The 14,571-nt window shown below is 69.1% G+C and carries 13 protein-coding genes; 4 read left to right on the forward strand and 9 right to left on the reverse strand.

What is annotated here, in order from left to right; genetic code table 11:
* Positions 1 to 284: 284 nt before the first annotated feature.
* The 9 genes from NFS20_RS16845 to rpmH all read right to left on the reverse strand — a co-directional run bounded on the left by NFS20_RS16845 (position 285) and on the right by rpmH (position 7,963).
* Positions 285 to 977: a hypothetical protein gene (locus NFS20_RS16845; RefSeq protein ID WP_251152952.1), complete on the reverse strand. Its 693-nt coding sequence runs from the start codon at positions 975 to 977 to the stop codon at positions 285 to 287.
* Positions 978 to 1,681: 704 nt separating this feature from the next.
* Positions 1,682 to 3,040, reverse strand: coding sequence for a ParB/RepB/Spo0J family partition protein (locus tag NFS20_RS16850; RefSeq protein ID WP_251152953.1), 1,359 nt, complete (start codon positions 3,038 to 3,040; stop codon positions 1,682 to 1,684).
* Positions 3,037 to 4,461: an AAA family ATPase gene (locus NFS20_RS22175; RefSeq protein WP_285821146.1), complete on the reverse strand. Its 1,425-nt coding sequence runs from the start codon at positions 4,459 to 4,461 to the stop codon at positions 3,037 to 3,039. The genes NFS20_RS16850 and NFS20_RS22175 overlap by 4 nt, the downstream gene beginning before the upstream one ends.
* A gap of 116 nt (positions 4,462 to 4,577) precedes the next feature.
* Positions 4,578 to 5,240, reverse strand: coding sequence for a 16S rRNA (guanine(527)-N(7))-methyltransferase RsmG (gene rsmG / locus NFS20_RS16860; protein WP_251152954.1), 663 nt, complete (start codon positions 5,238 to 5,240; stop codon positions 4,578 to 4,580).
* Positions 5,241 to 5,390: 150 nt separating this feature from the next.
* The gene (locus NFS20_RS16865) at positions 5,391 to 5,921 is read right to left on the reverse strand and encodes a Jag family protein (protein WP_251152955.1); all 531 of its coding nucleotides are present in this window, start codon (positions 5,919 to 5,921) and stop codon (positions 5,391 to 5,393) included.
* Between the two features lie 44 nt (positions 5,922 to 5,965).
* Positions 5,966 to 7,030: a membrane protein insertase YidC gene (gene yidC, locus NFS20_RS16870; RefSeq protein ID WP_251152956.1), complete on the reverse strand. Its 1,065-nt coding sequence runs from the start codon at positions 7,028 to 7,030 to the stop codon at positions 5,966 to 5,968.
* Between the two features lie 54 nt (positions 7,031 to 7,084).
* Positions 7,085 to 7,456 (reverse strand): membrane protein insertion efficiency factor YidD, encoded by a 372-nt coding sequence (gene yidD / locus NFS20_RS22385; protein ID WP_463104031.1) that lies wholly within the window; start codon positions 7,454 to 7,456, stop codon positions 7,085 to 7,087.
* Positions 7,453 to 7,887 carry a ribonuclease P protein component gene (gene rnpA, locus NFS20_RS16880; protein ID WP_353050476.1) on the reverse strand — a complete coding sequence of 145 codons (435 nt, stop codon included), beginning with the start codon at positions 7,885 to 7,887 and terminating at the stop codon, positions 7,453 to 7,455. Before rnpA ends, yidD begins: the two co-directional genes overlap by 4 nt.
* Entirely contained in the window at positions 7,826 to 7,963 is a 138-nt protein-coding gene (gene rpmH, locus NFS20_RS16885) for a 50S ribosomal protein L34 (protein ID WP_012880118.1), read from the reverse strand. Before rpmH ends, rnpA begins: the two co-directional genes overlap by 62 nt.
* 583 nt (positions 7,964 to 8,546) lie before the next feature.
* Here rpmH and dnaA point away from each other — a divergent pair.
* The 4 genes from dnaA (at position 8,547) to NFS20_RS16905 (ending at position 14,499) form a co-directional block, all read left to right on the forward strand.
* Positions 8,547 to 9,980 carry a chromosomal replication initiator protein DnaA gene (gene dnaA, locus NFS20_RS16890; protein ID WP_463104029.1) on the forward strand — a complete coding sequence of 478 codons (1,434 nt, stop codon included), beginning with the start codon at positions 8,547 to 8,549 and terminating at the stop codon, positions 9,978 to 9,980.
* 1,031 nt (positions 9,981 to 11,011) lie between these two features.
* Positions 11,012 to 12,142, forward strand: a complete 1,131-nt coding sequence (gene dnaN, locus NFS20_RS16895; RefSeq protein ID WP_251152957.1) for a DNA polymerase III subunit beta — start codon at positions 11,012 to 11,014, stop codon at positions 12,140 to 12,142.
* A gap of 43 nt (positions 12,143 to 12,185) precedes the next feature.
* Positions 12,186 to 13,121: a phosphogluconate dehydrogenase (NAD(+)-dependent, decarboxylating) gene (gene gnd, locus NFS20_RS16900; protein WP_251152958.1), complete on the forward strand. Its 936-nt coding sequence runs from the start codon at positions 12,186 to 12,188 to the stop codon at positions 13,119 to 13,121.
* Positions 13,122 to 13,176: 55 nt separating this feature from the next.
* Positions 13,177 to 14,499 carry a DNA replication/repair protein RecF gene (locus tag NFS20_RS16905; RefSeq protein WP_251152959.1) on the forward strand — a complete coding sequence of 441 codons (1,323 nt, stop codon included), beginning with the start codon at positions 13,177 to 13,179 and terminating at the stop codon, positions 14,497 to 14,499.
* Positions 14,500 to 14,571: the final 72 nt, after the last annotated feature.

Raw genomic sequence — 14,571 nt, forward strand, 5'->3', positions numbered from 1 at the left:
CCGCCCTCCCACGTCCCGCGACAGCGGTCGTCGCGCGCACTTGCTCCGCGCGACCCTGTTGTCCTGCTCCCCTGCCCCTCGCGCGGGACGACCAGCGTTTCACGTGAAACACGCCAGGCCCGCGACGTATGGCTCTCACGTCTCGATCGTGGCACGCCGTAGCCCTGAGAGGCTGCAGCGTTTCACGTGGAACCTCCCTGCTCGCCGGCGCATCCATGCCTGCTGCGGGTAATGCAGAACACCCGACCGACGCGCCGCCGGCATCGTGCGATCGGGAGCCCTGGTCATGAGCTCTCGACACCGAGAGCGTCCAACGCAGACCGCAGTGCTTCCGTGTCCGTGCTTCGCGCGAAGGCAGGGATCCGCAGGAAGTCCTCGAGGTCCGCGCGCGAGAAATCTCCGAGGGCATCGGCACGCCCTTCACGGATCGCCGTGACGATGGTCGGGCCGTGGACGAAGAGAGGGTCGGTGAGGCGCAGCTGACCGCCCGCCGTCTGCAGGATGTTGCCCGGACGGATGTCTGCTCCGCCCCAGGTCCGAAAGCGTCGCCCACCCGTTGCCAGCAGGTCGTTGATCTGGAGGCGCAGATCGTCGATGGCGGCGTGCTCCACCAGGTCGGCGCGGGAGCCCTGAGGAGGCGCGCTGGTTGTGCCGCCCCTACCGAGAGACCTCACGAGTCGTGCGGCGCGATCCTCGTCTGCGGGGTGGAGGCGCTCCATGTAGACGACGTACCCCTTGTGGCGCAGCGGGACGAGACTGTCGATACGGACGAGGAAACGATTCGGCGAGCCTACGAGGCAGGCATCGGCGAAGAGGCGGAAGGCCGGGTCGAAGGGCGTGACGCGAGCCGCCCAGAGATCGTCCGGGGAGGCGAGCACCCACGCCCAGTCCCCCGCTCCGACCAGGCGCCACCCTGCCGACTCGAGCAGAGCACGTGCTTGGTCGGCGGTGGTCTCAGGGGCGAACGACGGGTGCACGAACCGAGGATCCCTCTCCACATCCGCCGGGTCACGTCCTTTTCACCGGCGCTGCGTGCGAGTTCGGTACTGATCGCAGATGTGGCGCCAGTGCTGCTCGAACCGATTGCCGTCCGTGCCGCTCGAACGAGTGCCGCCTGGTCGGAGCGGGAGCGTCACGTGTCGTTGCGTCGCGTCGCGCGGCAACGATCGCTGGAAAGCGCTCCGTCCCTCTGGGCGGCCAACGCGATCGTGTTTCACGTGAAACCGGTCGTGCCGGCCTGGCGAGGGTTCGCAGTTGACCCGTTCTTAGCGCCCTCGGCACCCCGACGTCACGTCGATCTGGCAGCCGAATCATGGACGTTTCACGTGGAACCGACCGGACCGACTGATGATAACGGCCGCCGTGCGTTCTCCCCTGCCCTGCCAGAGAACGCTCGGATCGGGCGTCGTCGGTCCCGTTTCACGTGAAACAGCCTGGTCGTCGGGGAACGCATGGATACTTTGTCCGCGTGCAAGGGCGCGGACGAAGTGGCTGAGTCCGACGCAGCCTGGGGGCACGGTGCCGCGATGCGTCGCCCGAGGCTCGCCTGTGCCACGGGTAGGCAGGCCAGCCAACCGCCGACGGGCCGACGGGCCGACGGGCCGACGGGCCGACGCGCCGACGCGCCGACGGGCGAGAGATACCCGGACGCCGCGAGCATCCTTGCCGTGCTCCGCCGTTGCTACTGCCGCAGCAGACCCGGATCCTCCGGAGCCATCACATCGAGGATCCGGTTCAGGTCCTCCACAGACGCGAACTCCACCGTCAGACGGCCCTTGTTCTTCCCGAGATCGACCTTGACCCGCGTCTCGAACCGATCGGACAGGCGCGTTGCCAGCTCGTCGATGGCAGCCGAACGCTGTCCCGCCCTCGGGGTCCGGGCTTGCCGACGCTCCTGATCCAGCCCGCCCATGGCGACGATCTCCTCAGTGGCGCGCACAGAGAGCCCTTCCGCGACGATGCGCTGAGCCAGTCGCTCGATCTCACCGCCGTCGGTGAGGCCCAGCAGCGCGCGGGCATGGCCGGCGGACAGGACGCCGGCTGCAACCCTGCGCTGCACGAGAGGAGGGAGCCGCAGCAGGCGCAGGGTGTTCGAGATCTGCGGGCGGCTCCGGGAGATCCGCTCGGCGAGCTCTTCGTGAGTGCAGCCGAAGTCGTCCAGCAGCTGTCGGTAGGCCGCCGCCTCCTCCAGGGGGTTCAGCGCACTCCGGTGGAGGTTCTCGAGGAGCGCGTCGCGCAGGAGGTCTGCGTCGTCGGTCTCGCGCACGATCGCTGGGATGGCGGACATGCCTGCCGCCTGGGTCGCGCGCCACCGACGCTCACCCATGATGAGCTCGTAGGAGCCGTTCTCCCCCGGCACTGGACGAACCACGATCGGCTGGAGAACACCGATCTCTCGGATCGAACCGACCAGTTCCTCGAGATCACTGTCGTCGAAGACCGTCCGCGGCTGCCGAGGGTTTGGCCGGATCGACTCGACGGGAATCTCGGCGAATCGCGCCCCCGGGACGGGCACCAGGTCGTCCCCGGCGCCTCCGATCCACTGCAGCTCCGCGTCGAGCGGGTCCGTGCTCGCGGACGACGAGGTGCTCTCGTCCTCGCCCACGGCAGCCCCGGATGTTTCACGTGAAACGGTGGCGCCGGAATCTCTGACCGCGGCGTCTGTCGCAGCTCCTCGAGCGTCGGTCGCAGCCGCCTCCCCTGCGATGAACGGCTGCTCCGCACGAGCTGCCTCATCCGTCTGTGCCTCTTCGAGGGCGCTGAGCTCAGCCAGGTCCTGCTCCGAGAGGCTGACGACTCCGATGACGTCAGCGGGACCGGGCGTATCGTTGAGCGTTGCGACGGCCGTCTCCGCACCGGAACCCTGCACGGGGTCGACGCCAGGAGCGGCCGTCACGTCCGCGATCGACTCCTTGCCGTGCGTGTCGCCATCGCTCACCGGCGCGCTCGGAAAGAACACGTCGACGGGGCGCTTGCCCTCAGAGCTCGTCGGGATCAACGCACCGAGACCGCGTCCCAATCCGCGCCGCTTCTCACTCATCGCTGCTCCTCCAGTCGGACTGCCGGTCCACCGATGGACGCGGCGAACTCGTGCTCGTTCCTCATCATCCGGACACCATCCACGTCCTCGGCGTCCGTCACGCTGCCCGCCCCGTGCTCCGAGCCGTCCTCGCGCTGCTCCCGAGCCTCGTCGGCACGTTGCGAGCTGCCAGAACTGTCATCAGGGGACGTGATGGTGTGCTCCGGGTTGTCGACGCCATGCTCTGGGTTGTCGGCGCGGTGGTCGAGCGAGTCGACGCCGCCATGCTCCGAGAGGCTGGTGGCAGGCCGCCCTGCGCTCGGAGCAGGCTCCGAGCCTCGATCCGCGTCCACGTCCACGTCGAGCTGCTGCCCAGCGGTGCTCACATCCATCGACCGTCCGTCCTGCGACGGGTCCAACGGAGCCACGACGCCTGGCCCGCGCTGGGTCAGCTCGCGCGCTGCTTCGAGGTATGCCAGCGCGCCCGTCGACCCTGCGTCGTAGGTCATGACTGTCTGTCCATGACTGGGTGCCTCGGAGATTCTCACGGATCGCGGGACAGTCGTGCGGAGCGTCTGGTCCGGGAAGTGCTCTCTCACCTCGGACGCGACCTGCTGCGCGAGGTTCGTCCGCCCGTCATACATGGTGAGAAGAATGGTGGAGACGTGCAGGCCGGGGTTGAGGTGGGCCTTGATCAGCTCGATGGTCTTGAGGAGCTGACTCAAGCCTTCCAGCGCGTAGTACTCGCACTGGATCGGAATGAGCACCTCACGCCCGACGACGAACGCGTTGATGGTCAAGAGGCCAAGGCTTGGCGGGCAGTCGACGAGCACGTAGTCGATCGGGTCGAGACCCGCGGCGACGCGCTGCTCGAGGTACACATCGAGCGCGCGTCGTAGCCGCGTTTCACGTGAAACCATCGACACGAGCTCGATCTCCGCACCCGAGAGGTCGATCGTCGCCGGGACGCACCACAGGGTCGGGATGTCGGGGCACTGCTGAACCGCCGACTCCAGAGGTGAGCCGTCGACCAGGACTTCGTAGATCGACGGAGTACCAGCACGGTGGTCGACTCCCAGAGCTGTCGACGCGTTGCCTTGAGGGTCGTTGTCGATGACCAGCACGTTCAAGCCGGCCTGCGCGAGGCCCGCAGCGATGTTCACCGTCGTGGTGGTCTTCCCGACGCCGCCCTTCTGGTTGGCGACGGTGATGATCCGCGTAGCGGTCGGTCGGGGGAACCGGCGTCCTTGGAGATCGATCCGACGACGCGCATCGATGGCTAGCTGTGACGCCAGCGGTGTGCTCTCGTCCGTCTGAGGGAGGCTTGCCATGAGGGCGGCACGCCGATCGTCCTCGGCGGGGACGCTCCCTTCCGAGAGTCTGTCGGCACCGCCGTCCCAGCCCGTAGCACCGGTGTCGACCTCGTGGGTGCTCTCGGTCACGCGCCTCTCCCTCTTCGACTCTTCGACCAGCAGACGCCGAGCTTCATGGACCGGGCCTTCGAGGCTCTCCCCGACAGGTCTCTCGTCACACGCCTCGTCGATCCCGAGACGCCTGCTCAGCGGGTCCCAGTCTGCCGCACGATACGGACGACGGTCGTACTCTCCACTCCGGGGATCGTCGGCGCGTCGAAGATCTCAGGGTCGGACCCCTTGAACTTGCGGATCGCCTTCCGCGCAGGGTCGACCTCTTGGGCGACGTTTCGCCCCTTCAGGACGATCATCTCTCCGCCCGGCCGTACCAGGGGCATCGACATCCGCACCAGCTTGTCGAGGGAGGCGACAGCGCGGGACGTCACTGCGTCGCACTCGAACGCCCCGTGAAACTCTTCGGCGCGCCCCCGCTTGACCTCGATGTTCGCCAGACCAAGGTCGTCGGCGATCTCCGTCAGCCACGCACAGCGCCGCTCCATCGGTTCGACCAGGTAGACCGACGCTTCGGGGCGCAGCGCGGCCACCACGATCCCCGGGAGACCCGCACCCGACCCGATATCCGCGATCAGGCCGCTCTCCGGAAGGAACGGAACCACAGCAGCGGAGTTCAGAATGTGTCGATCCCAGATGCGGGGCACCTCGCGCGGACCGATCAGGCCACGGAGCTCTCCCTCGTCCTCGAGGCGCCGCGCGTAGGTCGCGACCTGGGGATACGCGTCACCGAAGTAGGCCGCCAGCTCCGACTCGCCGAACCGCGACCCGAGCCCAGCCCCCATCTCAGCATCCATGAATCCGCTGTCCTCCCTCGTCTCGTTCCACGCTCCATCGTTTCACGTGAAACACGTCTCGACGCCTACCGCGACGCCTCGGCGACACATCCTCACCAACGACGAGCGCCCCCCGTTTCACGTGAAACAAGGGGGCGCTCGGTGGCACGACTACTGGGCGGGATGGATGACCACGTACCTCTGGGGTTCCGTGCCCTCGGAGTCGCTGCGGAGCCCGGCCGCCGCAACGGCGTCGTGGACGACCTTTCGCTCGAAGGCGTTCAGCGGGTCCATGGTCACCGTCGCCCCCTCGACACGGACCTTCGCGATCGCCTCTTCGGCCAGTGCCGTCAGCTCACGACGCCGCTGCGCACGGAACCCGGCGACGTCCAACATGAGACGACTCCGCTCCCCCGTCCGCGCCTGAACGGCGAGCCGGGTCAGCTCCTGAAGGGCCTCGAGCACCTCGCCGTCCTCGCCGACGAGGGCCCCGAGCTCCGAGTCGTCGTCCGCGACGATCTCGACCGCCGCACGATCGTGCTCGACGTCGATGTCGATGTCCCCACCGAGATCGGCGATGTCGAGCAGCTCTTCCAGGTAGTCGGCCGCGATCTCACCCTCCTCCTCGAGGCGGGTCGGCTGTCGGGACGTGGTCTCCTCGGCGGTGGTGTCGTCGGGCACGGGGGTATCGGTTGATGGCATACGGATGCTCCTCGGTGCGGCAGGGTCGCGCGACGGCGCGGGGTCTACTGCTTCTTCTTGGGCTTCTTCGCCGGCCCCGTGGCTGGCGGATCACTCGGGCCCTCATCGACGACAGGTGCGTCCTCGATCGGGTTCTTCTGCCCGTTGGTCGCAGCGGCCGGCCCGGAGATCTGCGGCCGGCTCTTCTGGCGGTCCTTGCGCTTCGGCTGCTGGCGCTGGCCGCGCGGCTCCTCGATGACCGGAGCTGCGTCCTCGACGACGCCCTTGGCCGCCTTCTTGCGTGCCTGGCGCTCCTTGAGCAGACGCTCCGCCTCCGAGCCGGGCGCGGGCATCCGGCGGATCGTGTAGAACTGCTGCCCCATGGACCACAGGTTCGTCGTGGTCCAGTAGACGAGGACACCGACCGGGAAGTTGACACCCGAGACCGCGAAGATGAAGGGGAAGACGTAGAGCATCATCTTCTGCGTCGACGCCATCGGGCCCTCGAGAGCGGCCTTCGGCATGTTCTTCATCGTCAGCTGGCGCTGCGTGAAGAACGTCGTGGCGCACATCGCCACGATGAGCACCGCGATGACGATCCGCGCCTGGAGGTCAGGGGTCTTCAGGAAGATGTCCGACAGGTTCGCGCCGAAGACCGACGAGCTCTCGATGTCGCTCGCGACCGACGCGTCGATCGGGCCGATCGGGTCGTCCTGGCCGGTCGAGATGGGCACGAGCCCGTTCAGCACGCGGAAGAGAGCGAAGAAGATCGGCGACTGCAGCAGGATCGGCATGCAGGAGGCGAACGGGTTGGTCCCGTGCTTCCTGTACAGCTCCATCGTCTCGCGGCTCATCGCCTCACGGGACGCCGGGTCCGACTTGCCCTTGTACTTCTTCTGGATCGCCTGCATCTCGGGCTGCAGCATCTGCATGCCGCGCGACGCCTTGATCTGCTTGAAGAAGAGCGGGATGAGCAGGATACGGATGATGATGACGAGGCCCACGATCGACAGGACCCACGCCGGTCCGGGACCGTCGGAGAAGCCCAGGTACGTCAGGCCCTGGTGGCACAGGTACATGATCCACGCCACGGCCCATTCGATGGGGGCGAGGAACGCGAAGAAGTCCATCGGTGACTGCTCCCTAACCTTCTGACAAAGCTCGTGAATCGCCCGCTGCGGGGCTCAGGACTGGTGCGTGTGCGCGTCTCGTGCCGGCGGCACGTCGTCGACCCCGCCAAGGCTCCAGGGGTTGCAGCGGAGCAACCTCCAGAGAGCGAGGCCCGTGCCGCGCAGCGCACCATGCCGCCGGACAGCGGTCAGGGCGTACTGGGAGCAGGACGGGTAGTACTTGCAGGTGGGCCCGGTCATGGGCGAGATCACGGACTGGTACGCCCGGATCATCCCGATCAGAGCCAGTGCCGGGACGCGACGCAGGAGATCGATCACCGCGTGCGTCGCGCCCGCACGGGCAGCGTCCGGCTGCTGATCCGGGGAGTCGGGACCGTCGTCGACCGTGCTCGTCGCCTGGGCGTCCCGCATCCGAGTCGCGGTCACGGCCGCGCGCTCTCGTGCTCGCGCCACCGGGAGACGGCACGGTCAAGACCACGGGCGACGTCACGGTCGAGCTGCTCGAAGGTCGCCGACCCAGAGGCCGGGAGCGCTCTGACGACCGTCCGACTGCGCGCCGGGAGGGCTGCGAGATGCGTCGCGACGGAAGCGCGGAGGCGGCGCTTGACGAGGTTCCGGTGCACCGCGTTCCCCACCGCCTTGGATACGACAAAGCCGACCTGTGGCGCGTCCCCGCCCCGAGCATCCTCGGAGAGGTGGACGACCACGGTCGACCTGCCAGCACGCACGCCGCGGCGCACCGCCCGTTCGAAATCTACGGAACGGCGCAGTCGGTGCGCCGCGGGGAGCACGCGATCAGGCAGAGAGCTCGGTGCGGCCCTTGCGACGGCGGGCAGCCAGGATGGCGCGGCCGGCACGGGTCCGCATACGCAGCCGGAAGCCGTGGGTCTTCGCACGGCGCCGGGTGTTCGGCTGGAAGGTCCGCTTGCTCACGAGGTACTCCAAGAACGTCGGGGAGGTACACCGTCTATGTCCTCGACGATGCAGTGACAGGCTCCGGTGGACCCTGTCGGTGGTTCGGGTGGCGCTGACGAGCGGTTTCCCTCTCGTCGGCCGTCCTGGTGCGAGCAGCACGTGGACCGTGTGCAGCGCGCTGATCCTGTGGGAAAGCGCCTCGGCCGCAGCTCGACCCACGCTGACCACGCGGGCGCGCCAAGAGCACCTGGAACGGCTGTATGACGCTACGCTGCCGGACGTCCTCAGGTCAAACCAGCCCGGGTACGGCGAGGCCCTCACGACGGCACCACACCGATCCCATGGCGGCACCAGTCCCTACCGAGGCCTTGCCGCGTGGGTCGCCGGCCGTCCGCGAGGCCCGATCCTCACCTCGTCCCTCCTCGCGTCTTGACCTCAGCCGATTGTCACGCTAGTAACCCACAGCCTGTGGACAACTATGTGGATGAGGCCTTGACGTGGCACGATCGACCTCAGCACCACCCCCCAGACACCCGTCGACCCTCGCCACTCGCGCCCTCCGTCGCGCGGCCACCGCACGTCGACGCACACCCTCGACCTCGTGAGGACACCGCCCGTGGCGAACCCGGCCGACAGCATCGCCGACGTCTGGGCACAGACCCTGAGCATCCTCGAGGCGAGTCCGGACATCACCCCGCGCCAGATCGCGTTCATCCGCCTGGCGAAGCCGCTCGCGATCCTCGACGACACCGTCTTCATCGCCGTTCCCCACGAGCAGACGCGTACCTATCTCGAGACCAGGGTCCGCGACGAGCTGGTGAACGCCATGTCGTCGTGCCTCGGCAGGGACGTCCGCTTCGGCATCACCGTCGACCCCGAGCTGAGCTCTGAGCCCGTCCTGGCGCCTGCCTCACGGCCCGCCGTCGAGCGCCCGTACGTCGACCCGGACGACGACCTCCCCGACCTTGCGCCACCGCCGCCGCCTCGTCCACAGGCCGAACCGAGCCGGCTCAACCCCAAGTACGTCTTCGAGACGTTCGTCATCGGCTCGTCCAACCGGTTCGCGCACGCCGCAGCCGTGGCGGTCGCCGAGGCACCCGCCAAGGCGTACAACCCGCTCTTCATCTACGGCGACTCGGGTCTGGGCAAGACGCACCTCCTCCACGCGATCGGGCACTACGCCCACAACCTGTACCCCAACGTCCGGGTGCGGTACGTGAACTCGGAGGAGTTCACCAACGACTTCATCAACTCGATCGGTGAGGGCAAAGCGGGAGCGTTCCAGCGCCGCTACCGGGACGTCGACGTCCTCCTCATCGACGACATCCAGTTCCTGCAGGGCAAGGAGCAGACGATGGAGGAGTTCTTCCACACCTTCAACGCCCTCCACAACGCGAACAAGCAGGTCGTCATCACGTCCGACCTGCCGCCCAAGCAGCTCAACGGTTTCGAGGACCGCCTGCGGTCCCGGTTCGAGTGGGGCCTCATCACCGACGTCCAGCCGCCGGACCTCGAGACCCGCATCGCGATCCTGCGCAAGAAGGCGAGCAGCGAGCGGCTCAACGCCCCCGACGACGTGCTGTCGTACATCGGCTCGCGCATCTCGACGAACATCCGAGAGCTCGAGGGCGCCCTCATCCGGGTGACCGCCTTCGCGAACCTCAACCGTCAGCAGGTGGACCTGCCGCTGGCGGAGATCGTCCTCAAGGACCTCATCACGGACGAGGACTCCGCGGAGATCACACCGGCCGCGATCATCGCGCAGACCGCGGCCTACTTCGGTCTGACCATCGAGGACCTCTGCGGCAGCTCCCGCTCCCGGGTCCTCGTGACGGCCCGGCAGATCGCCATGTACCTGTGCCGCGAGCTGACGGACCTCTCGCTGCCGAAGATCGGTCAGCAGTTCGGCGGCCGCGACCACACGACGGTGATGCACGCGAACCGCAAGATCACCGAGCAGATGGCGGAGCGGCGCTCGACCTACAACCAGGTCACGGAGCTCACGAGCCGTATCAAGCAGCAGCACCGCGGCTGACCGTCGGCACGTCCGTCGCCGTCGGACCGTCCGCCACCACTACCGCGGACGTCACCGTCGCTGTCGTCACCCCTTCCCCGCGCCCACCTCGTCGTGACCTCCAGCGCTTCCGCAGCCCTGCTGCACGACCGCGTCACCCGTGGCCGAGGACGGCGTGATGCACGCCACGGCACCGTGTGGCCGGTCCTCGTCGCGCCCGCGGACCGACTCGTCTGCTCTCCGTCCCGCCGTGGCTCGGCACGAGCGGCCGCGTCGAGGTCCGTCGTGCACACGGTGTGGGCGGAGATATCCACACCCATCCACAGGACACCTGTGGGCAACCACATCGTTCGAACCGCAGCCGTCCGAGTCGACCACACCGTCACGATCCCCACCCGGGACGAGCGAGATCACCGCGTTTTCCCACATCATGCTGTGGATGACTGCCCCCCGGGCGGACTACTCCTCCCCGATGGGTGTACACAGTTGTGCATCTCGCTGTGGATAACTGTGGACGACGGGCCTCCAGGTGTGGACAGAGCACCTCCGCTCGGTGGACAGGGTGTGGGGAAAGATGTGCCGCCCACAGGCCGCGCGACTTACCCACACACTGCCCACGGCCCGGTCCACACCCAGAAATAGCCTCTGACCTGCACGAAGGTCCGTTTTCCACCGTTTGCACAACCCCTATGACGACGACGAACGATCTATCAGGGAGAAATTTCGAGCGCCTTCATCAGGCCGGGACGAGCGACCGTGCCGCACCCTGCCGAGATCTCACGGCCACCGCCATCACCGTCCACATCCCCGACGCTCCCGGTTCCTCCCCAACGTCGTCCTCGCGTACTGTTCATGCTGGACAGGACGTTCTTCCCCACCCCCGCCGACATCCCGACCGCACCATCCGGACGCACCGCGCACGCCGCCGTCGAGCGGGCGCCGGTACCCCGGTCCTGACGCACAGGGCGGCACCGGCTGGCACGGGCGAGCAGGGACGTCCGGCACGTGTGAAGATCAGTCCGATCCTGGACGTGGGGACGAGAGGGTGTGGGATGAAGTTCCGGGTTGAGCGTGATGTCCTGGCCGACGCGGTGACCTGGACGGCGCGAACCCTGCCGACCCGTCCCCCTGCCCCCGTCCTCGCCGGGGTCCGCCTCGAGGCCGACGCCTCGGGCACGATCGGTCTCTCGAGCTTCGACTACGAGGTGTCCGCACGTTCGGAGATCCCCGCCGAGGTGAGCGAACCGGGCACGGTCCTCGTCTCCGGACGTCTGCTGGCCGAGATCTCCCGCGCGCTGCCGGCGAAGCCGGTCGACGTCGTCCTCGAGGGCACCAAGGTCATCGTGACGTGCGGTGCGAGCCGGTTCACGCTCCTGACGATGCCGGTCGAGGAGTACCCCGCCCTCCCGGCGATGCCCGAGCTGACCGGCACGGTCTCCGGTGACGAGCTCACCCACGCGGTCGCCCAGGTCACCGTCGCGGCGAGCCGCGACGACACGCTGCCCCTCCTCACAGGGGTCCGGGTGGAGATCGAGGGTGAGCGCATCACGCTGCTCGCGACCGACCGGTACCGCCTCGCGCTGCGTGAGCTCACCTGGACGCCCGTCACGCCCAGCTACTCGGCGGTCGCGCTGGTGCGGGCGCGCACGCTCAACGACGTCGCGAAGTCGCTCGGCGGCTCGGGCCTCGTGAACGTCGGCCTGAACACGGGTGCCGGCGTCGACCTCATCGGCTTCGAGGCGGGCGGCCGCCACACGACCTCGCAGCTCGTCGACGGCGACTACCCTGCGGTGCGCCGTCTCTTCCCCGACGAGACGCCGATCCACGCCGTCGTCCCCACCGCGCCCCTCATCGACGCGGCGAAGCGCGTCTCGCTCGTCGCGGAGCGCAACACCCCGATCCGCCTGTCGTTCACGGACGGCCAGGTCGTCCTCGACGCCGGGCAGGGCGACGACGCACAGGCGTCCGAGGCTCTCGAGGCCGTGCTCGTCGGCGAGGAGATCTCGGTGGCCTTCAACCCCCAGTTCCTGCTCGACGGCCTGGGCGCGCTCGGCACGGACTTCGTCCGACTGAGCTTCACGCACCCGAACAAGCCGGTCGAGTTCACCGGGCAGGAGTCCCTGGACGGCGAGGACTCGTCCGCCTACCGCTACCTGCTCGTCCCCATCCGCTTCGCCGGCTGAGGCACCCGCCCGACAGCGCACCACACGGACCCGGAGGACTCGCATGGTCACCCGCATCGGACTCGTCGGCCTGGGCAAGATGGGCAACAACATGCGCGAGCGCGTCCGCGCCGCGGGTATCGAGGTCACGGGGTACGACCCTCGGCCCGAGGTGTCCGACGTCGCGTCGCTCGCCGACCTGGTGGCCGCCCTGCCGACGGACGGTCCGCGGATCGTGTGGGTCATGGTCCCGGCGGGCGACCCCACGCGTGGCGTCGTCACGGAGCTCGGCGAGCTGCTCGGTGCGGGCGACGTCGTGATCGAGGGCGGCAACTCGTACTACCAGGAGGACCAGGCGAGGGCCGCTGAGCTGGCGCACAAGGGCGTCGGCTATCTCGACGTCGGCGTGTCCGGCGGCGTCTGGGGCCTCGAGAACGGCTACGGGCTCATGGTCGGCGGGGAGAAGGATCTCGTCGACGCCGCGATGCCGGTGTTCGACGCCCTGCGACCCGAGGGACCGCGCGAGGAGGGCTTCGTCCACTCGGGCGGGGTGGGCGCGGGCCACTTCGCGAAGATGGTCCACAACGGCATCGAGTACGGCCTGATGCAGGCGTACGCGGAGGGCTACGAGCTGCTCGCCGCGAAGGACCTCGTCACCGACGTGCACGGCACGATGAAGGCGTGGACGCGCGGCACGGTCGTCCGCTCGTGGCTGCTCGACCTCTTCGTGAAGGCGCTCGAGGAGGACCCGCAGCTCACCGCGATCGACGACTGGGTCGACGACTCGGGCGAGGGGCGCTGGACCGTCGACGAGGCGATCGACAACGCGGTCCCGCTCCCGGTCATCTCGTCCGCACTCTTCGCGCGGTTCGCGTCGCGCCAGGAGCAGTCCCCCGCGCTCAAGGCGGTCGCCGCGCTGCGGCAGCAGTTCGGCGGGCACGCCGTCAAGGCGGCCGGACCGGCCTCACCCGGCGCGGGCCCGCTCGAGCCGCCCGCCTGACCCGCGCGGTCACGCGACGCCGGCCCGACCCCGACGAGCTCCACCACCGAAGACCATGTACGTCTCCCACCTGTCCCTCGTCGACTTCCGCTCCTACGAGACGGTCGACGTCGAGCTCGAGCCGGGCGTGAACGCCCTGGTCGGGCCCAACGGGCAGGGGAAGACGAACCTCGTCGAGGCGATCGGCTACGTCGCGACGCTGGCGAGCCACCGGGTCGCGGGGGACGTCGCCCTCGTCCGCGCGGGCGCGCCACGCGCCGTCGTGCGGACCCGCGTGGTGCGCGGCGAGCGAGCGAGCACGGTCGAGATCGAGCTCAACCCGGGGAAGGCGAACCGCGCGCGCATCAACCGCTCACCGGCCGCCCGCCCCCGCGACGTCCTGGGGGTGCTCCGCACGGTCCTGTTCGCCCCGGAGGACCTGGCCCTCGTGAAGGGCGACCCCGACGGTCGTCGTCGCTTCCTCGACCAGCTCGCCGTCCTCCTGGTGCCGCGCGTGTCCGCGCTCCTCGCCGACTACGACAGGGTCCTGCGGCAGCGTGGCGCGCTGCTGAAGTCCGCGTCGGCGCTGCGCGGCAAGGGCAGGGGACGCCCGTCGCGCGCGTCGGAGCCGCCCGTGCCCGACGACGGTGCGGGCCTCGCGCAGGCGGGCGGCACGGAGGCCGCCCTCGCCACCCTCGACGTGTGGGACACGCGCCTCGCGAGCCTCGGCGCCGAGATCACCGCCCTGCGGCTCCAGCTCGTCGCCGCGCTGACGCCCTACGTCGCGCACGCCTACGAGCAGGTGAGCGCAGGGCAGGGAGAGGCGCTCGTCGCCTACCGGTCGTCGGTCGACGAGGCGCTCGGGGAGGCGACAGCGTACGCGGGCGGGACCGAGGCACCGGTGGGCGTCGTGGCGGGTGACGGTCCGACGTCGGGCATCCCCGAGGTGGCGACGCTCGAGAAGCGCATGCTGGATGCCATGCGCGAGGTACGGACGAAGGAGATCGAGCGCGGGGTGAACCTGGTGGGCCCGCACCGGGACGACCTCGTCCTGACGCTGGGCGGTCTGCCCGCCAAGGGCTATGCGAGCCACGGGGAGTCGTGGTCGTTCGCTCTCGCGCTGCGCCTCGCGTCCTACCGGCTGCTCAAGGACGGTGCTCCCGCAGGGCTCGACTCGCTCCTGTGGGCGGACCAGTGGGGCCCCGACGGCGAGCCCGTCCTCGTGCTCGACGACGTGTTCGCCGAGCTCGACACGCGACGTCGCGACCGCCTCGCCGAGCTCGTCGCGGGCGCGGGACAGGTCATCATCACCGCGGCGGTCGCCGAGGACGTCCCGGCGATCCTCGACGGCGCACGCTTCGCCGTCCAGGACGGGACGGTGACCCGTGTCGACGCCTGACGACGAGAGCTCGTCGGCCCAGGGCCGCGCGGAGCCGGACGACCGTGGCGGACGCGACGACGACGACACCCG

Origin of the sequence: Cellulosimicrobium sp. Marseille-Q4280 (genome assembly GCF_943181405.1) — a bacterium.
In the GTDB taxonomy this organism is placed as follows: Bacteria; Actinomycetota; Actinomycetes; order Actinomycetales; family Cellulomonadaceae; genus Cellulosimicrobium.

What these genes read in the sequence shown, in the direction of transcription:
- NFS20_RS16850 (WP_251152953.1), bottom strand. Translation starts at nt 3,040, where the DNA reads ATGAGTGAGAAGCGGCGCGGATTGGGACGCGGTCTCGGTGCGTTGATC.
- rsmG (WP_251152954.1), bottom strand. Translation starts at nt 5,240, where the DNA reads ATGGATGCTGAGATGGGGGCTGGGCTCGGGTCGCGGTTCGGCGAGTCG.
- NFS20_RS16865 (WP_251152955.1), bottom strand. Translation starts at nt 5,921, where the DNA reads ATGCCATCAACCGATACCCCCGTGCCCGACGACACCACCGCCGAGGAG.
- yidC (WP_251152956.1), bottom strand. Translation starts at nt 7,030, where the DNA reads ATGGACTTCTTCGCGTTCCTCGCCCCCATCGAATGGGCCGTGGCGTGG.
- dnaN (WP_251152957.1), top strand. Translation starts at nt 11,012, where the DNA reads ATGAAGTTCCGGGTTGAGCGTGATGTCCTGGCCGACGCGGTGACCTGG.
- gnd (WP_251152958.1), top strand. Translation starts at nt 12,186, where the DNA reads ATGGTCACCCGCATCGGACTCGTCGGCCTGGGCAAGATGGGCAACAAC.
- NFS20_RS16905 (WP_251152959.1), top strand. Translation starts at nt 13,177, where the DNA reads ATGTACGTCTCCCACCTGTCCCTCGTCGACTTCCGCTCCTACGAGACG.